This is a genomic window from Chlamydiales bacterium, from assembly GCA_031292375.1.
Lineage (GTDB): Bacteria > Chlamydiota > Chlamydiia > Chlamydiales > VFKH01 > JARLHF01.
In genome coordinates this window covers 12,397-32,203 of record JARLHF010000061.1, presented here as the reverse complement: position 1 = coordinate 32,203, position 19,807 = coordinate 12,397, and the positions used below count along the sequence as shown (strand labels likewise).

The following is a 19,807-nucleotide window of genomic DNA, read 5'->3' as shown; positions in this document are numbered from 1 at the left end:
TTAGAGGGCTATGTTTAAATGTTGCTGCCTTCTGAATCGAGAAGAACAGGATAAACAAGATCGCCTTCAGCGATAGAATATACATAAAAAATTTTTTATCTTATTTAGACTTCTTGCATAATTACATTTGCTTGTTAAAATTGTCTTTTTTGGCATCTTTATCGTTAAATTTTTCAACCATATATTCATATATGCTCTCAAAATTTATCAACAAATCTACTCAAAAAATTTCAATTTTTCTAAGCAAATGTAATTATGCAAGAAGTCTACTGTTGAGAGAGTATATATCAAATATCATTTCTTCTTTGCGAAATACTCTCTAATGAAATATAATGCTCACGTTTGAATGTGGATTTTAGTTTTAAGATGTTTGGTGCATTGACCGAAAAGTTATCCAGTGTATTTTCAGGGCTTTCTTTTAAAAAAAAGCTGACCGAAGATAACATATCTGAAGCAGTACGAGAGGTACGTCTTGCCCTCTTAGAGGCTGATGTAAACTATTCTGTAACTAAAGATTTTGTTAAGAGAGTTAAAGAAAAAGCCTTGGGTGATGCTGTCATTAAGTCGGTAAGTCCTGGTCAGCAATTTATTAAAGTTATACATGATGAATTAATTGCCTTGATGGGTGAGCAGGAATCCGCTTTAGATTTATCACAGAGTCCTGCTGTTATTCTACTTTGTGGTCTTCAGGGTTCTGGAAAAACAACGTTTGCAGCGAAGCTTGCAAAGTTTTTAAAGAAAAAAGAGTTTCATAAAAAGCCCTTACTTGTGGCGTGTGACTTGCAAAGACCTGCAGCCATTGATCAGTTAATGGTGCTAGGTGAGCAGATCTCTGTTCCTGTATTTTCGATAAAGGGATCAACAGATCCAAAACATATTGCCCTATTGGCCCTTGAAAAGGCGCGTGCAGAAAATTTTGATGTCATTATCGTGGATACTGCAGGACGCTTGCATGTTGATGAAGAGTTGATGAAGGAGCTTTCGACTCTTAAAAGTGCTTTGAAACCTCAAGAGGTGCTTTTTGTTGCGAATGCGGCAACGGGTCAAGAAGCAGTAAATATTGCAGCTGAATTTAATCGGCGCATAGAAATTACAGGCTCTGTCCTAACCATGCTCGATGGTAATACACGAGCAGGGGCTGCTATTTCTATTGCACATATTACTGAAAAGCCACTGAAATTTGAGGGGACTGGTGAAAAGCTTGATGATGTGCAGCTTTTTAATCCAACATCGATGGCAGATCGTATTTTGGGTATGGGAGATACGATTAATCTCGTAAAAATGGCTCAAGAGCACGTGAATGATGATGAAGCTAAAAAGCTTGAGCAAAAGATTAGAAAAGCTACGTTTACCTATAACGATTATTTGAGCCAAATGCAGACGATGAAGAAGATGGGCTCCATTAAAAGTTTGCTAAAAATGCTTCCTGGTGTAGGCTCGATGCCAGAGTTAGAGATGTCAGATGAAAAGTTTGCCAAGATTGAGGCTGTGATTTTGTCGATGACGCTTGCGGAAAGGCAAGAAAAAGTAGAGCTTATCCCGAGTAGACGCAAGAGAATTGCAAAGGGTAGCGGGACAGAAGTAGAAGAAGTTAACAAGCTTGTTAAAAGTTTTAAGCAAGCAAAGCAATTTTTTAAAAATATGCCTAACATGAAACAGTTAGAAAAAATGATGGGAGGAATGGCGTGGCGCTAAAAATTAGACTAAGGCAACAAGGACGTAATAATCGTCCATTTTATAGATTGGTACTTGCTGATGAGCACTCTAAGAGAGATGGAAAGTATCATGAGAATTTGGGATGGTATAACCCATTTGAAGAAGAGCAAGATAAACTTGTTTCTATTAAAGCAGATCGTGTACAACATTGGATTTCTCATGGCGTACAAGTATCTGAAAGAGCTACAGCACTCCTTGCAAAAGTAGCTCCTCATGTAGTTGCATTTCAGCGCGAAAAAGAAGTTGCTAAAAGAGCAAAAGTTGCATTGAAGAGAAAGAGTAGAAAAGCAGGCAGCAAGTAATTTGCAGATAGATATTCTCTCCTTATTTCCGGGCTATTTTAAAGGTCCATTCGATGAGAGTATCATTAAGCGTGCAAGGGAGCAGATGCTTTTAAAGATCAACTTAGTTGATCTTCGTGAGTTTGCAACAGATAAGCATAAGCGAGTAGATGATAGACCCTATGGAGGAGGACCTGGAATGGTTCTTATGCCAGGGCCTGTGGTGGATGCAATTAGAAGCCTTAAAAAGGCTTCTAAAGTTAAGCCTAGAGTTATCTACTTATCTCCTCAAGGCGCTGTTTTAAATGCTGCAAGGAGTAGAGCTCTTGCTAAGGAAGAGCATATTATCTTACTTTGTGGGCATTATGAGGGTGTAGATGAGAGAGCTCTGTTTTTAGAGGTAGATGAAGAGATAAGTATTGGAGATTATGTATTAACTAATGGGTGCTTGCCTGCAATAGTTTTAGTAGATGCCATTGCAAGGTTTGTTCCTGGAGTTCTTGGGTGTGAAGATGCTGCAGCTGAAGACTCATTTGAAGCAGGAATCTTTGATTGCCCACATTTTACAAGACCTCCTATTTATGCCTCTATTGATAAGGACTTAGAAGTTCCAGAAGTTTTGCTCAGCGGGAATCATGAGCGGGTTAGAAAATGGCGTTATAGTGAATCTTTAGCAAAAACTTACGTTGTTAGACCAGATCTCTTTACGTGCCATCTTTTTGGTGAGTCGAAAAGTAAGTTGGAAAATAGGGGATTATTTCCTTATTTAGTTGTTAAAAATTTAAGAGCGAGTATAAAGTTTTACTCTGAACAACTAGGCCTTCGTTTAGAGCAGAAAAACGAGCAAGAGGCAGTACTTGAATTTACAAGTTGTGAAGAAAAAGTTGTGAGTAGGATTGGGTTAGTAGAAGCTAGTAGTGCGGATGAGAGAACAAGCTTTTTAAGCTGCATGAAGATGGTTTTTACAGATCCTAAAGAATTTAACAGTTTTACAGGCCGTTTACGCAGTAAAAAGTCGTGCACAAAGAGATCTCCTAATCTTGTTATTGCTGAAAAGGAAATCACATTTGTTGATCTTGATGGGCACATTTGGTATGCTGTTTTAGCGGGTAATTAAGTATTTTTTATTTTTAGATATTTTTATTTTAGGGTATATGAGGAGAGTTTGAAATGAGCAATGCCGCAATTGTGGAAGAGATTGGTAAGAGTCAGTTGAAGGACAATATTCCTGACTTTTCAGTAGGAGATACTGTACGTGTGCATGTGCGTATTGTGGAAGCGGCTCTTACAGAAGGAGTTAAGGGTGGAGGCGCAAAAACTGCTGAGAGTAAATCTAAAGCTAAGGCTGCAGCGGAAAAAGAGCGTATTCAAGTATTTACAGGCACTGTAATTGCTCGTAAGGGAAAAGGTGTTTCTGAGACTTTTTCTGTGCATAGAGTAGCTTATGGAGAGGGTATGGAGAGAGTATTTTTCTTGCATAGCCCACGTATTGCTACAATTGAAATTGCCAAAAGAGGGCGCGTAAGACGTAGTAAACTCTATTATTTACGTGGATCTTCTGGTAAGAAAGCAAAAGTGCAAGAGTTGCTTGGCGGGCCAAAGAAAGCAAAAGTTGTTCAAGCTACAGCTAGTGCCTAAGTATGAATGAACTGAGCCGTCTTAAAGCACTTTATGCGTATGAGACGGCAGCAAGAGACCTGGGGTATAAACATATTGCAGGTGTTGATGAAGCTGGAAGAGGCTGCCTTTTTGGGCCGGTGGTTGCAGCCGCCTGTATTATCCCAGAAGGTGTTTGGATAGAGGGTGTCAATGATAGTAAAAAGCTTACTCCTCTAAAGCGAGCATCTATCTTTTCTAAGCTCATACGTCATGCAAAAGTCTCTTATGCAGTTGGAATCGTTTCTGCCGCAGAAATTGATGAAATTAATATCTATCAAGCAAGTATAAGGGCGATGATTCTCGCGCTTAATGGACTAGAAGTTTCTCCTGATTATGCACTTGTAGATGGAATGCAGCTTTTCCATGAGCGATTTACTTGTAAAAAAATAGTTGGTGGAGATGCTTTGTCTTATTCTATTGCCGCAGCTTCAATTATTGCTAAAGAAACTAGAGATAGATTGGTCCTTGAATATCATGAAAAATGGCCCAACTATGGGTTAGATTCTCATAAAGGATATGGTACAAAGAAGCATCTAGATGCTCTTAAAGTTCATGGGCCAACACCGCTTCACCGTTTTACTTTTGAACCTTTGAAGGGGTCTTAATTATTTCTTAATTATTTATTAGTACAATAATTGCTTTAACACCAATTAAGTTACATACGTTAGGATAAAATTTATGTCAGCCTCTGCAATAATACCATCTATCTCTTCTGTTAATATTATTGAACATATTGTAAGTAGAGGTTCTGGCGGAAGGGTTTGTAGTATTAATAATCATCCAATTGCAAGATCAGTTGATTTAAGCGCTAGCAAGATTTTTCAAGATCATAAAGAAAAAATCTTAAATTTTTTTGTAGAGTCTAATGGCTCTTTAGAGCCTATTCCTTTTAAAACAGTCACCAAGGAAAATGGAAGAACAGTTTGTCGTTATAGAGTGGAAGTTTATGGTGAGCATGCAAAGGGGATTAATGATTGGATTGCAGAAAAGGAATCTTCTATTGCTTCAATTGAGCAAGAATGGAAAAGTTGGGGTTCTGCCGCCAAATGGTTAAATATAGCTGGTATTGTAGGTAGTCTTGCAAGCTTTGTTTTTATACTCATTGCTCGTGTAGGACTACTTACCACGGGATGGTACGTTGCCTTACCTATTTCTATTATTACAGTAATTGTTTGGCTTGTTAAGAGTTACTCTGAATATCGTGAAGATTTGGCCTCTAAAAAGGGTGAAAGCGTTTATCGTGAAGAGCAAAATTTTTGCATGAACCTGAATAAGCATTATTGTGCATTACAAGGGATATTGAACGATGCATTAGATAGTGAATTTGGGGTAAGCGCCTTACTTGAAGCCATTAAAAATAACTGTTTTGATAATAAAGACCCTAAAGATGATGCGATTTTAGATCTAATTACTGATAAAATCAGAACTACTGGTAATATTGAACATTATTTTGTTAAAGATAACTCTAGTGCAAAGCCCAAGCCTGCTCAAGATTTAATAGAGCTCTTTACAGAAGAACAACGTGAAAAAATTAGTGATTATGAGAGTAAAATTTGTGCACTAAAGTCTAGAATAGACAGATTACGCTCTTATCAGACTTGGGCAGAAGTTGCTTTAATTATTGTGGGAGCTGTTTCTGCAATATTTTCTGCTTTTGCAACTTCTGCTTTAATTACCTCTGCAGTTTATATAGCAATACCTCTTTGGAGTATCTCTACAGCCATTTGGCTTACTCGTGTCTATCTTGGTTATGAGCATGAGAATATTAATAAAAATGGAAAGGCAGTAGCAAGCGAGCAAGAAGAAAAAATAGGAGAATTCTTAAAGCCGCATCTTGTAGTTCAAGAGCGTATGCAAAGCATTTTAAATCGATGGCAAGTTGTCCTGGATATACGCAAAGAAATTGCTGAAGAGTATGAGAAGAAGAAGGAGAGTAGTGCAGGCAAAGTATTTACAAGCGTTACAGGTGAAGCATTGCCACAGGAAGATATAGCCAGAGTTTTCTTAGCAGGAAAACAAGCTGAGTCAGAAACTCGCGTTAAGTTAGTTAAGTTGGTTAAAGTAACAGAGTCTCAACCATAATTTGCAAAGCAGGCCTTCAGCCTGCAAATCACATCTCAACACACCTAGGGCTCCTAGGGCCTCCTAGGGGCGTGTGCCTCCTAGGGCGTGTGCCTTAGGCTATTATAACGCAGGCCTTCAGCCTGCAGTATCTTTTTCTATGTACCTTAATGATTGTATGCGTAATTTGCAGGGCGAAAGCCCTGCTTTATAAAAGCCTAGGGCATTCGCCCTAGGTGTGCTGAGGACATGATTTGCAGGCTGAAGGCCTGCTTTATAGTATTCTAAACCAGGCTTTTATACGTTTAACGAAGGAAGATAACGGGCGCGGATTCTCTTATAATAACAGGTTCTCTTACAACAATTGGATAACAACGCTCTCTGTAAAAAGAAGAGTAGTAGTGGCTATCATCGAGGATAATAACAGTTGGTTGAGGAGCATATGCAATAGGACGGTATCTTTGAAATGAGGGCTTTCTTGCAGGGGATCCATAATTTACGTTAAATGAGAAATTTATGGAGTGTTCTTTATGTTTTTTTCTTGGGTGAGCGGCACTTAAGCTTAAAGAAGCAAGTAGTGATGCGAATACTATTAATAATGTAATTTTTTTCATAAATTATCCTTGTTAAATTAAAACTCACAAGATTGTAATCAATTTGATTTAAAAAATACATAAAAATTTAATGTTTATAATTATAAAAAATAATTGATATTTAATGTAAAATTATGATATAATTAGCTTGTAAATAAATTTAGATGAGGTTTCTTTATGAGTAGTTTAGCAAATACGATGAGCTATATTTTAACTACAGAAGTTAAAGGGAAAGAAATACATTCTATAGAAAACTTTGCCAATATGTGCTTGAAGCCAGCTCAATATCTTTGGAATGGTAAAAAAGTAGAGTTAATTCAAAGAGATGAACAATTGGCTCTTCAAACAGATTTTATCTACCAACTAGATGAGCGTTCTTGGAAAAAATGTGCAATTATGGTCGTTCTGCTCATTCCAGGTGTCATTATTGGTATTGCGCTGAAGGCTTATGCAATGCATCAATACCATGCAAAAGGGAGTGATGAATTTATCAAGAAATGTCTAAATAAAGATATTGGAACAGTATATGTATCCAAAGGTCAAAATTCTTTTGGTAAGCTGGTTAGTGGTTATATTCAAAAATTAAAACTTGAGGAGAATGATTTAAAGAATCGCAAAATCATTTTTCTTTCAGAGGTTGATTATATAGCCCTACGTAATGAAACGCATCATTGTACCAGCTATTTACAAAAAACTTGGATAACTAAGTTTTCAACACGAAATTTTCAAGTTAATGGGGATATCCTGAGAGATGTAGATCTTCTTTGGAATTTGGGATGTCTTAATCTAGCAGACCGCCAGCTATTGCATGATGATAAGGTCGTATTAATTAAGATGAATCCGATGATCGTTCAACATGAAACAACCACCCACACTCGTACTGAGCCTAAAAGAGCTAATAAGCTATTTGATCTTAATGCTGCTATAACGGAGCCAGATTAGGAAATACTTTTCAAAATTTACACTTGCTTCAAACTTAATTTAAATATATAAAGTCTTGCTCGTATTGCTTAAATAGGGGTGGGATTTTGAAAAAATTGTCATTCATTACATCTTTTATAATCCTATTAAGCTTGAATCAAGGTCATTGTAATGATCTGCTTGATCAATCAAGAAAGGGAGTAAACCCAGAAAAGAACTTGGAGCTTACTCAAGAGGGTGAGCTTACAACGCATGTGAATGGTACTGTCAATGTGATGACAGGAAGATGCGCTGGTAGGGACATAGATTATGTGCTAACAGGTCCCGTTCCCTTTGTTTTTGAGCGTTATCATGATGATAAAGAGCATTCTAATTGTGGTGGATGGCATATTTTACATGACCATACAGCATTACTTGGACAAAATGGAACTTCACTTCAGGTTTTGGCAACAGATTCAACGGGGGATCAGTTTGCCTACTTTTCTAAGCAGCCCTGCGCTGTACAGACGCCCCTTCCCATCGCACGCTCCCATTTTGACAAAGGTCTTGTCAATTCTGCAACAGGCGAGATTGGAGGCAGTACCAATAAAAAAAATCAGTATGCATGTGTTTCCTCTTTTGAAGAACTTTATCTTCAAGAAAGTGATGGAACAAAGCGTATCTATAAGCCAGAGACACCTATAACCACTGGCTGGAGCGGACTTTATGCTCACCCCTTCGAGCTTTGTGAGATCATTAAACCAAGTGGACACCGTATCATCATTGAAAGAAGTAAAACGGCAAGTACAAATGTCGTAACACTGAAAGCAACAAATCCCTCAAAAGACAAGGTTTTTGGTAGTGCAACATTGCAGATACAAAATATGCAAGCAGGAAAGAGCGCATTAGTTGAGCTTTCAACAAGTGATTGTAAGAGGGTTTATTATAATTATAAGCAACTAAAAAAAGATAGTTTTGTAATAGAGGAAGCAAACGGAAGAGAGGGGTGCGATATCACTTATGAGTACCATCAAAAAAAGGGCTCTCTTGCCAGAAAAATATTGCCAAATAGTGCTTCTTTCGAAACATTTTACTATTGTGAAAAAGATTATTTACCCCCTATTTGCCCTTTTCAGAAGGCTGATAAGGGATATAAACCCTCCAATGATGGTGGTAAAGTATTTATTCAAAGAGCTCCTGTAGGATTTGATGCAACACCTGTAATTACGCAGCGTTTCTGTTATTATCAGCTGACACATAAGCATAGAGAAGATGCAGGTTATACGGATGTGTTTGATGCTTATGATAACCGAGTGCGTTATTACTTTAATAAAAATCGGCGTGTTTATGCAATTGATCGCCACCTCTCTTCTGGAAGGCTTTATCATAGCGAGAATATGATATGGGAAGAAAATTCAAAGAGTGTTCACTATACGAATTTGAATTGTCGTTTTTGGAAAAATGAGATGGGACAAATCGTGTGTGCACGCTTATTTGAATATGACGAGGCAGGCAACGTTATAAAAGAGAGCTTTTGTGGTAACTTATCTGGAAAGTTTCAAGCAACGCCTAAAAATGCAAATGATTTAGAGCAGTTTAAAGGCAATGTAGAGCGTTTTACTAAGGCATTTACATACAGTAAAGATGATTTTCATTTGAAATTAACAGAATCTATAAAAGAGGGAGCTGTCAAGCATTTTACTTATCTGAGTGGTACGAATCTTCCAAAAAGCGAATTACTTATCATCGATGGAAAAGTTCATGAGAGGTGTTTTTACGAGTATGACTCAGATCATTTGCTTACCTCAAAAATCATTGACGATGGCTCTTCTCAAGAATGTTCTGATCTTACAAATGTCTATGAAAGGCGTATTTCTCGAATTATTCCAAGAAAATCTAATCCTGGTATGGGTCTTCCAGAGGTTTTAGAGGAGCTTTATTATGATAAATCCTCAGGAAGAGAAATATTGCTTTCTAGAAAAATCAATTGTTATCATCAAAATAATAAGATTATGGAGCAAACAATTTGTGATGGGAATGGAGACGTTCGCTACATATTGCACATTACTTATGATGACAAAGGACATATCTCATCAGAAACAGATCCTTTTGGCAATATAAGTACTTATTCTTACGACGCATGTGGAAATAAAATACGAGAAGATCTTCCAAGAGGAGTTTACAGAGAATATACTTACGACCTTGTAAATCGCCTTCTATCGACGAGGGAAGTGCATCCAGATGGAACTTTTCTGACAACAAAAAATGGCTATAATTATTTAAGTCAGAAGGTGTTAGAAGAAGATTCTTTTGGAGCACAACAAAATTTTGAGTATGATTGTTTTGGTAATTTACTAAAAGCTGCGAGCTCAGAGATAGCTTTAGAGGATGGATCTCTTCAAGCACCTATTGTAACAAAAAAATATGATAGCTTTGGAAATGTTGTCGAAGAGGTTGGTCCTTGTGGGTATGTAACACAGATTTCTTATAACACAACAGGCAATCCTACGCATATTCTCTATCCAGATGGAACACAAAAGTTTTATGAGTACAACTTTTGCGGTACTCTAAAAAGCGTAACCCTAAAAAATGGTTCTAAAGTTTATTATGAGTACGATGCAAAGGATAGAGAGATTAAAAAAACAGTTTTTGATCGATCTGGAAAACAGTTGATAACCACTTCCAGAGAATATAATGCCTTTCATATTATTTCTGAAACAGATGCAGCAGGTGTAATTACAAAATATGTTTATGATGGTGCTGGAAGGGTTATAAAGATTTCAAAAGAGGGCCGTGTTACAACTTTTGAATATGATGATTTAAATGAGGTGTGTAGGAAAACAATAGGAGAGTCTAATACTGATTTTATTACTTATGTTACGATAAGAGATTTACTTGGGCAAGTTATTGAAGAGCAAGTAGAATCTTCTCAGGGTTTATTAAAAAGGCTTATGTATACTTACGATTCCTATGGAAACAAAATTGAGAGCACGACGTTTGGTAAAGCTCCTCAAGTGGAAAAAACACGTTATGATACATTGAATATGCCAGTAGAAATTATAGATGCTGCAGGTAATGCAACGCATATTTTTTATGATAGAAATTACATTAACTCTCATGGACAAAGAGTACTTCAAGTTACAACAAGAGATCCCATAGGCGTATGTACACTTGTAACTTATGATAGAAATGGGAAGATTTCTTCTACAGAAGTTAAAAATGCTGCAGGCGAGCGTATTTCTTACAAAGAAGTGTACTATGATCTGTCTGGCAATGTATCTTGTGTCATTGTAGATGTTTTTGAGGGGACAGATTTTAAATCTTCTTTTGTCTCTCAGTTTAAGTTTGGTCCCATGAATAGAAAAGAGAAAGAAGTCATTGCCTCTGGCACGGAAGATGCACAAACAACTTCTTTTGAATATGATAGGGAAGGAAGGCTTATAAGGCGTATAAATCAAGTAGGTGTTGCTATCAATTACGAATATGATGCACGTGGAAGGATTTCTAGGCTGTTTTCTGATGGGGATGATTTGGCAGCTCCTACTGATTATCTTTATGTCTACAATGAGCAAGATCTTCCTTTACAGGTCATTGACAAGATTACAAAGACTGTAACTACACGGGCATATAATGTGCATGGACAAGTAACACAAGAAGTGCTTGCCAATGACCAGGTTCTCAAGTACTCATACGATCATTTGGGTAGATGTATAGAGCTTATTCTTCCAGATAGCTCTTCAATAAAAACTACTTATGTGGGAGAGTATCCACAAACTATTACCAGGTTAGACCCTAATAAAAATATACGTTATCAACACATGTATAAAGAGAGGGATTTGTCTGGTCGTATTACCTGCATGCAGACGCCCTCTGGAACAGTGAATTTTGGTTGGAGTCTTTATGGAAATATTTCTAGCATAGATTCAGAGCATTATAAAAAATGTGTCGATCTTTTTGATCTTTGTGGCAATGTTTTAAAAACAACTACTTCTGATACAGGAGGTAGGTTTTCTACAAATTATTTGTACGATGAGTTCTACCAGCTGGTAGAAGAGAGATCGAGTCAAGTTATTTGTTATTCTTTTGACTCTATCCATAATCGCATAAGCGTTAATGATAAGAAATATGTGCATAATGCATTAAATCAGGTTGTCGAGGCAGAAAAATGTGTGTATTCTTATGATTTTTCTGGGAACAGGGTTCAAGATGCGAGAGGTGTTTACTCTTATGATGCATTGAACCGCCTTATTAAGTTTGTTAAAAGTTGTGGTGAAGAACATAGTTATACTTATGATGGTTTTAATCGTCGCATCTCAAAAGATCAGGAACACTATCTCTATGCCGGTAATAATGAGATTGGATCTCTTGATGACTCTGGGGTTATTAAAGAGCTTAGAATATTAGGAGAGGGGTTGGGTGCAGAGATAGGAGCATCCATTGCTCTAGAAATAGGTGATCGCATCTTTATCCCCATTCATGATACTCAAGGCTCTTTGGCTCTTCTCTTGGATTTGGATACAAGCGCTCCTCTGGAATCTTATCGCTACACGGCCTTTGGAAAATTTTTTGTTTATGATGAAACAGGTTGTGAAAAAGAACACTCCTCTTACTCCATTCCTTGGCTTTTTTCTAGTAAAAGGCAAGACCATGAAAGTGGCCTTATCTACTTTGGAAGGCGCTACTTTGATCCTCAAGTGGGCACTTGGCTTACAATGGATCCAAAGGGTTTTGGAGATGGGGTAAACCTGTATGCCTATGTGCATAACAATCCGTTAACTTTTATTGACCTTTATGGGCTTACAACGGCAGGTGTACACCGCCATGATCCTCGTTATGAGTACGCAAGTCATAAGATGCACACTTCTCATCAAAAAGAGCAAGAGGTGATTTCTCCTAAGGAAAATGTCAACTATCTTGGAAAGTCTATCGATTATGCCCGCTCTACTCTTGGCAGGTTTGTTCATGTATTGGGGCATGAGCTTCCTATTCCTTATGTGCGCCTTGGTATAAAAGCGCTTGGTAATGCCATTGAGCATGGCAGCTTTTTGCCGCCCGATGGCAGCCCCTTGCAAGACATCTCTAAGACACACGAAGTAGGTACAGAACCCTCTCCTGGCAAAATCTATGCCTTTCAAAATGGGATAGGTAATACTTTTAAGGAAGCAAGGGCAACAGCTTTAGAAATTTCTAGGGCTCATAGAAATGCAGTGGTTCATATGATTTATAACAGTAGTCATGGTTTTATTTTGGATTTTTTTGAATGTATAGCTAATGTGGTGGGTATTCCAACGCATGCAGAGCAAGTTACAAGAGATGGATTAAAGGAACTTACTCAAAGAGCCATTAGTGAAAGTGCGCATGTTATTCATTATACGCATAGTCAAGGGGGTCTTCTCACATCTCTTGGATTAAAGCACTTGTCATCAGAAGAAAGAGAACACATTCATGTGCGCAGCTTTGGATCAGCTCATATGATTCCAAATGATCAGGCAGCATCAGTTGTCAACCATGTGAATTCTTTGGATCCAGTTGCCTGGATAGGTGATTTTCCAGGTATGCTGCGTGCGCATTTTGGGTATGGAGTGCATCTGCATGTACATGGCTCTTGGATTCCTGCGGATCATGGTATTTTAAGTGCATCTTATCAAAGCATCTGGCAGAATTATGGAGCTTATTTTACTGAAAGTGGCTATTGAGGAAAAAGCATGAAGAGATATTTGTTAGCCGTGATGCTTTTAGGTATGTTTACTAGCTGCTCTATGTTGAGTGTCGTTGTAGATAAAACAACTCGTTATGAAAGAGAGGAGAAAGACGATCCTAGATACCAGCAATTGATAGGCAAGACGTTTGCCCTTAATAAAGATGTTTATTTATATAATATAAGTGGTTCTGATTGTCCCACGATTAGTGCATCTCCAAGTTGGGAAGTTGTTTTTGAAAAAGATGGATCGAAAACAAAGTATGTTAGCTCACCCTCTTGTAGGCTTTTGGAGATGGTTAGGAGGGGAAATCACTTGCGTGTTGTCAAGATTACCATGAGAGGCTCTTACGTAAAAATGTATCCTGAGCGTATCGACCACATTTATGTTGAATTTCAAAGCATTACAGGAAAGAAAATTGTTGCAGAGGGAGAAGACCTTTTTGCTTATCCCTATTCTCTGTTAGAGCCGGACTTAAAGTATCTTACGCCCGTTGAGTGACGTTTTAGGTTATTATAACGCAGGCCTTCAGCCTGCAATATCTTTTTTGTGGTACCTAGGGCAACGCCCTAGGAAGCATTCGCCCTAGATAAGCTCTAGGTGGACTTGTTGTTGTCAAGACCCGTGGCTCCTATGGATGGTGCGCCCTTATCTTCATACGTAATATTGGAGGGCAAGGAAGATTGATTCATAACATTTGGTAAATCGGAACACTTTACTTCTTTAATATGGAATACAGAAGATAGATCTGTAATTTTTGGTAATCCGTTTAATTCTAGATGTTGAACTGTTTTGGGAATAGAAGCTAAAGTCTCATTCGTTACATTCTCTAATGAGTCTAGTGTAAGAGTTTGAATGGAATTGGGAAGAGCAGATAAATCGCAGATCTGTGGCATGTAAGCTAAAGTGAGAGAAGAGAGCTGTGGAAGCTTTGCCAATGCTGCATTAGTGATATTGATTATGCGCAAATCAAGATGTTTTAGATGCCTACTGCAAGCTAAAGAGGAGAGGAGGGCATTTATGTCAAGATTTGGCAAGGCAGCAAGCTCAAGCGTTATAAGTTTCTCAGATAGATTAAAGCTTTTAATAGGTAGATGATCGATACGAAGTGTTTTAATGGTGGATGGTAATACAGGAAGGCTATCAACGTTTAGAGTACTTATGTAAAGCCTAGTAAGACCAGATGGCAAGAGAGGCACTTCAGTAACACTTGGAAGGTCATAAAGAATAAGCTCCTCAATGTGTGGTGGTAAGTTAACCAGATCATTGTCAGTTATAGTAGGAGAGAAGATGATTTCAAGAGAAGTTACTTTTTCCAGCGCAGCAGCTGTAGCCTTTTCATTAAAGTCTGGAAGATAGCAAGTTTCAATGTTTAGATGACACTGTCTGTTCATGTTATTAGAAAAGGATTTAATAGATTGTTCGTTGACTTTAATGGTAATAGAAGTTGGTTGCACTGACATAATGGCTTGATAGGCGCTTTTCTTTGCCTGGTGCATTTGTTCTTTGGACCAGATAACTTGATGGCGGGGTGCTATCGCATTGAAGTTACCGATAGCTTTGTAAAGAAGTTCGATCAATAAAGGATTATTTTTTATTGTTGCTTGATGAACAAGGTCTTGTAGCATTTCTTGAGATTCTTTGAGGTTGATGTCAAAAAAGAGAGAGCGCATCCATTGGAAGTGTTTGACAACAAACCAGATGATTTTTTGAATTAGGCTACTATCTTGAGTCTCTAAATGAGCACAAATCCATTGATTTTTTCCATTAACTTGGCTTAAGTTGCGCAGTTTATTTATCGTTTCTGTTTCTGTCCAAGAAACATCATTAGTAAAGCGAATGTAGTCTTGCTGAATAGTCATTGTAATGCGCCTTTATTAACCTGAGTTTTGCGCCCATTATGATATAAAATTGTCGTTTCTATCAATATTTTTTTAATAGATTATTCCTTTTTTTGGTAATGTTAGTATTAACGCAAGAATTAGGAGAATGTATGGTAAAAGCAGAAAAGAATAAAAAAGCGCTTAATATAAAAGCCTCTAAAAAAGGTGCAAAATCTTTGAAGCAGAAGGATTTAAAAAATACAGATGGGGGCAAGACCTGGGGCTGGAATAATCAAGGCGAGTGGAATAATGGAGTGCTTGTTTCAGACGCATAAATATACACAAACAAGTTCAAGAATTTAATTTGAACTTGTTTTCGGTATATATGCGAAATCTTACTTTCCTGATAATTTTAGTAAAAGTTCCATGATCATTTTGATTCTTGCAAATGTTTTTGTCATACGATCAAGTAAGTCTGCTCCTTCATCAATTTTTGCGATCACATGTACTGTACGCTGAAATAGGGTAGGGGTATCATTGTCTGCTGGTTTATCCAGAGTTATTGCATCATAAATGGCTATACAACCAAGAGTAGTAAGAGCCAATAAAGTAATACCTCCCAAAGAAAATGTTATAGTCAAGCCCAATGCTGAGAGCGCTGAATGGACAGAAACAACTACAAGAGCTCCTTTTAGTATGCGAGTACCAATGTCCAGGATCTTTTGGTATTGTTCGCTTTGAGCTTCTGAGTTCTTGCTTCTCCAAAAAGTTGCTCCATTTGCATTTTCCCAAATGCTTTTTGCATCGTTTGTCATTCCATTGTAAAATTCATAGATAGTTTGCATACATTACTTCCTTTTATCTAAATTAAAAGTTTTAATATGCCATTATACGTTATTAAAACAATAAGTATCAACATAAAAATAATTATTTTTATGCAAATTAAGGTAATAGAAAGATTTTTCTTGCTCAGCTAACTCAATTTTATTACAGTCTATGGCACCTTACGTATCCCAATTTTAATTAATGAGGTTTTATGAAATTATTAGCTTTACTCAGTGTCTCTCTCTTTGCTTTCACATTTTTGCAAGCAGATGATACAAAATGTACAGGATGTAGTAAATGTCCTGTTGGATGTATTTGTGGTTGTATGGAAACAGGTGTTTGTAATTGTCCTTGCAACCAGGTACCTAGTTGTAATAAACAGTGTGCTTGTACGTGTGGATGCGCAGAAACGGGTGTTTGCACATGTGCTCCTGATACTTGCTCATGCAATTGTAGCAAAAATAGCTGTTGCAAGTGTAGTAGCTAGAAAAAAAGCGAGGGAGAAAATCTTCTCCCTCGCTGGTCATTATTTTTTGAGGTGTATGAGTTTAGACACCAAATGCTTTAGCAAGCCACGTCCCACCTAAAATAGATGAGTTGTTTTGCATGAAATCATGAATTTTAGTTTTTACTTCTGCAAGCATTATTGGTGCTTGTTGAATTACTTTATTTGTGTCTGTAATCAATTCTCTACTGCTATTCATTCCAGCAACTACCATATCATGGCCTAAGATAAAACCAAGAATGCTATATGCTAATAAGGGAATGCCACCTGGAGCAAGTGGTGCTATAATCAAACTTACTGCTGTAAATGCGCTCCAGGTAGTAGCAAGCATAAAGAGTGTGCCAAGTACACGAAGAGCGATGTTTTGAAGTTTAAGATCGTGTTGGTATTGAACTTGCGGGTTTTTACTTCTCCAAAAGGTTGTTATTCCGCTTGCATTGTTATAAATATATTTTATATCTTCTGCAGTTCTGTTGATAAATTCATTTCTTTCACAGAAATCTCTAATTACATTCATGATTATCTCCTATTATTTATTAAAAAACATTACAGTTATGCAAAATTGTATAATATTTATAATTATAAATGCAATAAAAATATTGTTTTTTATTTATACACAAACCAATTCTTGAACTTGTTTGCGTATGCTTAATTTTTTAAATTAGGTGCTGCAGCTGAATTATTGTGAATGAAATTGCATGCTGTACTAGCAAGCCATGTATCTCGTAAAATCCATGGGGTGCCATCTTCTGTTTTATTCCAATTAGATATGCTAACAGAGTTGCGTACATCTTTTACGAAGGTGATAACATTTTGGTCTTCAGGAGGTTTTTTTGTTGTTTGTAGAGCTTCATGGTCATTGTGTGCTATACTGGCTAAATCATGCCCTGTTGTAAAAAGAAGAGCAAGTGCTGCAACTCCGAGTATGGATGCACTGCCAGCAAGAATAGCTGCTGTAAATGAGTAGACAGAGAAGAGCATAACGCCTCCCCCAAGCACACGAAGGGCTATGTCTGTAAGTCTTCGATAGTATTCAGTATCAGATTTGCATTTCTTTTCTGCAATAGCATTGTAATCGGTAGTGATTTCAGACCAAAAATTTGAAACTAGGTCGGAGATATCCATGGAAAATCCTTATTGGTTATAATTATTAACTTATGTTACGCAAAAACCTTAAAATAGACTCTTGCGTAACATGAATTATTAAGATTAATTAAAGACAAAATTATATAGTGCGTTAGTTTTTATGTCTATATTAGAAAATAATTTAATCGCGACTTAACTTTTGTTTTAAAAAATCTTTAAGAATAGGATGGCGAAAAGAGTAGTGATTTTCTATAAGAATTTTAGGATAAGCATTCACGCTACTAAGAAAAAGAGCTTTTGCCATCTCTCCAAAAAGAATGCGTGCTATAAAGCCTGGCATTTTTAGAAAAGTGGGTCGCTTTAATATAAAGCCCAGCGTTTTTGTAAAATCATAGTTAGTAATAGAAAAAGGAGATGTGCAGTTAACAGGGCCACTAAGAGATGAGTTGAGCAGTACATGCTCTATAGAGCAAATAACATCTTCTAGCGCAATCCAGCTCATGTATTGCTTGCCATTTCCAATAACACTTCCAAGTCCTAGTTTATATAGAGGAAGCATTTTATGTAGCATACCTCCCAATTCACTTAAGATGGCGCCAAAGCGCATGTGGATAACACGTATATTTCTTTGTTGCAGAGGTTTACTAGCATTTTCCCAGGCAGAGCAGAGGTCTGCAAGAAATCCGGTTCCTGGATTAGAGTATTCAAAAAGTTGTTCATTCTCTCTATCCCCATAAATACCAATTGCAGAAGCTGAAATAAAGGTGCGAGGTGGATTTTTTAAAGAGAGAAGTGTCGAGACAAGAAAATCTGTTGAGCCAACTCTACTTTTCCAAAGTTTCTCTTTAAATAGAGGCGTCCAGCGTTTTTTTACAATATTTTCTCCAGACAAGTGGATAACTGCGTCTAAATCCTCTAAACTCTCTTTTGGAATGATTTTCTTTTCAATATCCCAATAAAGGGGTGCTTGCTTGTCTCTACTTAGTGTAAGTATGTTGTGCCCATTTGATGTAAGATAGAATATGAGGTTTGAGCCAACAAGGCCTGTACTTCCGGTAACTAGAATTTTCATGCGACTGAGGATTTTATTTTTTCAAAGGCTTTTAAGGCTTGAATTCTTGCCTTATCATGTTCGACAATGGGGAGTGGATAGTTGATGCCAAGTACGATATCGGCAAGTTTTAGCTCGATTTCTGGTGCCTTCCACGGCTTGTGGATATAGTGGTTATCCAATTTGGCAAGCTCTGGAATCCATCTACGAATATATGTACCGTCAGGATCAAACTTTTCTCCTTGGACAACTGGATTAAAAATACGAAAGTAAGGAGCCGCATCTGCGCCGCATCCTGCAACCCACTGCCAATTCATGCTGTTATTTGCAAGGTCTGCATCAACGAGTGTATCCCAAAACCAAGCAGATCCTTTTTGCCAAGGAATAAGCAAATCTTTCACAAGAAATGAAGCTACAATCATGCGTACGCGATTATGCATCCAACCAGTTACCCACAACTCTCTCATGCCTGCATCAATAATGGGATATCCTGTTGTTCCAGAAGTCCATGCATCAAAAAAGGAGGCATTATCATGCCAGGGAAAATGATTAAAAGCGGGATCGAGGGGAGACTCTATGGTGTGTGGAAAGTGATAAAGAAGATGATAGGCAAATTCTCTCCAGGCAAGTTCTTTTAAGAAGGTTTCTGCGCTTGAAAGAGCTTCAGCACTTTCTTGTGTAGCCATCCATTTTCTAACTTCATGCCAGACGAGTCTGGGGCTTATTTCTCCAAAGTGTAGATAGGCAGAGAGGTGTGAGACGCCCTCTAGGTCGGGCCTATCTCTTGTTTTTTCATATTTTTCTAAGTAGTTTTCAATGAAGTGAGAAAGGCGAATTAAACCACCCTCTTCTCCTGGTTGCCACATCGTTTTTAATCCTCTTGTCCAGTCAATAGAAGGCTCTAAATTAAAGGAGTCAAGAGAATCGCTCAAAATTGTTGTTGGAACTCTTGGAAGTTGTTTTGGAGCTGCAAGTGGGGGATTGCACTCTTTTGTTTGAAGAAGAGCTTTCCAGAAAAAAGCAAAGATTTGAAAGGGTTTTCCTTGTTTAGTTTTAAAGCGCCCGGGTTCAAAGAGAAGAGTAGAATTAAATGTTTTAACATTTACATCGAGAGTGGAAAGTTTTTCTTTGAGTTTTTTTTCTTTTGCTATTTCGCAAGGCTCAAAGCCTTGTGACCAATAGATATTTTTTGCATGAGTTTGAGAGATGATTTCAGAAAGAATCTCGAAAGGATCGCCTTTTCGTAAAATAAGTCTGGATCCTAGCTGTTTTAGCTTTGCATCTAGTTGATATAAAGATTGATGCAACCACCATTTACTTGCGCTTCCTGCTGGGTACTTTTCTTTTTCAGTACTATGAATATAGAGAGGAATAATGGGCTCTTCTTTATTCAGGGCAGCTTGTAGCGTAAGGTTATCTGTTAAGCGCAAATCTTTGTGAAATAGTAGAATAGTTGGTTGTAAATTCATAAACATAAATCTATATTAATTTATTAATTTAATTCAAAATATTTTTTTTGTCGTTATGAAATTTTTGTTTATTCGATCATTGATTGAAGCTGAAATCTATTGATAATAGATATCTTTTGAAATTTCTTTTTGAAAGAAG

General features: G+C 37.3%; 18 protein-coding genes. 10 read left to right on the top strand and 8 right to left on the bottom strand.

What is annotated here, in order from left to right; genetic code table 11:
- The first annotated feature begins 366 nt into the window (after positions 1–366).
- From ffh to P4L16_07680, 6 genes are all read left to right on the top strand, one after another.
- Positions 367–1,695 carry a signal recognition particle protein gene (gene ffh, locus P4L16_07705; GenBank protein MDR3625006.1) on the top strand — a complete coding sequence of 443 codons (1,329 nt, stop codon included), beginning with the start codon at positions 367–369 and terminating at the stop codon, positions 1,693–1,695.
- Entirely contained in the window at positions 1,686–2,018 is a 333-nt protein-coding gene (gene rpsP / locus P4L16_07700; GenBank protein MDR3625005.1) for a 30S ribosomal protein S16, read from the top strand. Before ffh ends, rpsP begins: the two co-directional genes overlap by 10 nt.
- 1 nt (position 2,019) lies before the next feature.
- Complete coding sequence (trmD, locus tag P4L16_07695; protein ID MDR3625004.1) at positions 2,020–3,114, top strand: tRNA (guanosine(37)-N1)-methyltransferase TrmD; 1,095 nt, start codon at positions 2,020–2,022, stop codon at positions 3,112–3,114.
- A 53-nt stretch (positions 3,115–3,167) separates the two neighbouring features.
- On the top strand, positions 3,168–3,635 hold the full coding sequence (rplS, locus tag P4L16_07690; GenBank protein ID MDR3625003.1) for a 50S ribosomal protein L19: 468 nt from the start codon (positions 3,168–3,170) through the stop codon (positions 3,633–3,635).
- A gap of 2 nt (positions 3,636–3,637) precedes the next feature.
- Positions 3,638–4,261, top strand: coding sequence for a ribonuclease HII (locus P4L16_07685; GenBank protein MDR3625002.1), 624 nt, complete (start codon positions 3,638–3,640; stop codon positions 4,259–4,261).
- 73 nt (positions 4,262–4,334) lie between these two features.
- Complete coding sequence (locus tag P4L16_07680; protein MDR3625001.1) at positions 4,335–5,738, top strand: hypothetical protein; 1,404 nt, start codon at positions 4,335–4,337, stop codon at positions 5,736–5,738.
- A 284-nt stretch (positions 5,739–6,022) separates the two neighbouring features.
- Here P4L16_07680 and P4L16_07675 read toward each other — a convergent pair whose 3' ends face one another.
- Positions 6,023–6,331: a hypothetical protein gene (locus P4L16_07675; protein MDR3625000.1), complete on the bottom strand. Its 309-nt coding sequence runs from the start codon at positions 6,329–6,331 to the stop codon at positions 6,023–6,025.
- A gap of 156 nt (positions 6,332–6,487) precedes the next feature.
- Here P4L16_07675 and P4L16_07670 point away from each other — a divergent pair, with 156 nt between their 5' ends.
- From P4L16_07670 to P4L16_07660, 3 genes are all read left to right on the top strand, one after another.
- Positions 6,488–7,252: a hypothetical protein gene (locus P4L16_07670; GenBank protein ID MDR3624999.1), complete on the top strand. Its 765-nt coding sequence runs from the start codon at positions 6,488–6,490 to the stop codon at positions 7,250–7,252.
- Positions 7,253–7,338: 86 nt separating this feature from the next.
- Positions 7,339–12,906: an RHS repeat-associated core domain-containing protein gene (locus P4L16_07665; GenBank protein ID MDR3624998.1), complete on the top strand. Its 5,568-nt coding sequence runs from the start codon at positions 7,339–7,341 to the stop codon at positions 12,904–12,906.
- Positions 12,907–12,915: 9 nt separating this feature from the next.
- Positions 12,916–13,410 (top strand): hypothetical protein, encoded by a 495-nt coding sequence (locus P4L16_07660; GenBank protein ID MDR3624997.1) that lies wholly within the window; start codon positions 12,916–12,918, stop codon positions 13,408–13,410.
- 95 nt (positions 13,411–13,505) lie between these two features.
- Here P4L16_07660 and P4L16_07655 read toward each other — a convergent pair whose 3' ends face one another.
- On the bottom strand, positions 13,506–14,771 hold the full coding sequence (locus P4L16_07655; protein ID MDR3624996.1) for a hypothetical protein: 1,266 nt from the start codon (positions 14,769–14,771) through the stop codon (positions 13,506–13,508).
- A gap of 131 nt (positions 14,772–14,902) precedes the next feature.
- Here P4L16_07655 and P4L16_07650 point away from each other — a divergent pair, with 131 nt between their 5' ends.
- A complete protein-coding gene (locus P4L16_07650; protein ID MDR3624995.1) occupies positions 14,903–15,067 on the top strand; it encodes a hypothetical protein in 165 nt (54 codons plus the stop codon).
- A gap of 60 nt (positions 15,068–15,127) precedes the next feature.
- Here the strand turns inward: P4L16_07650 and P4L16_07645 are convergent, their stop codons facing one another.
- The 6 genes from P4L16_07645 to P4L16_07620 form a co-directional block, all read right to left on the bottom strand.
- Positions 15,128–15,577, bottom strand: coding sequence for a hypothetical protein (locus P4L16_07645; GenBank protein ID MDR3624994.1), 450 nt, complete (start codon positions 15,575–15,577; stop codon positions 15,128–15,130).
- Between the two features lie 178 nt (positions 15,578–15,755).
- Positions 15,756–15,980: a hypothetical protein gene (locus P4L16_07640; GenBank protein MDR3624993.1), complete on the bottom strand. Its 225-nt coding sequence runs from the start codon at positions 15,978–15,980 to the stop codon at positions 15,756–15,758.
- 125 nt (positions 15,981–16,105) lie between these two features.
- Positions 16,106–16,579: a hypothetical protein gene (locus tag P4L16_07635; GenBank protein ID MDR3624992.1), complete on the bottom strand. Its 474-nt coding sequence runs from the start codon at positions 16,577–16,579 to the stop codon at positions 16,106–16,108.
- 131 nt (positions 16,580–16,710) lie between these two features.
- The gene (locus P4L16_07630) at positions 16,711–17,187 is read right to left on the bottom strand and encodes a hypothetical protein (GenBank protein MDR3624991.1); all 477 of its coding nucleotides are present in this window, start codon (positions 17,185–17,187) and stop codon (positions 16,711–16,713) included.
- A gap of 142 nt (positions 17,188–17,329) precedes the next feature.
- On the bottom strand, positions 17,330–18,220 hold the full coding sequence (locus P4L16_07625; protein MDR3624990.1) for a TIGR01777 family oxidoreductase: 891 nt from the start codon (positions 18,218–18,220) through the stop codon (positions 17,330–17,332).
- Positions 18,217–19,668 (bottom strand): deoxyribodipyrimidine photo-lyase, encoded by a 1,452-nt coding sequence (locus tag P4L16_07620; GenBank protein ID MDR3624989.1) that lies wholly within the window; start codon positions 19,666–19,668, stop codon positions 18,217–18,219. The genes P4L16_07625 and P4L16_07620 overlap by 4 nt, the downstream gene beginning before the upstream one ends.
- Positions 19,669–19,807 lie beyond the last annotated feature (139 nt).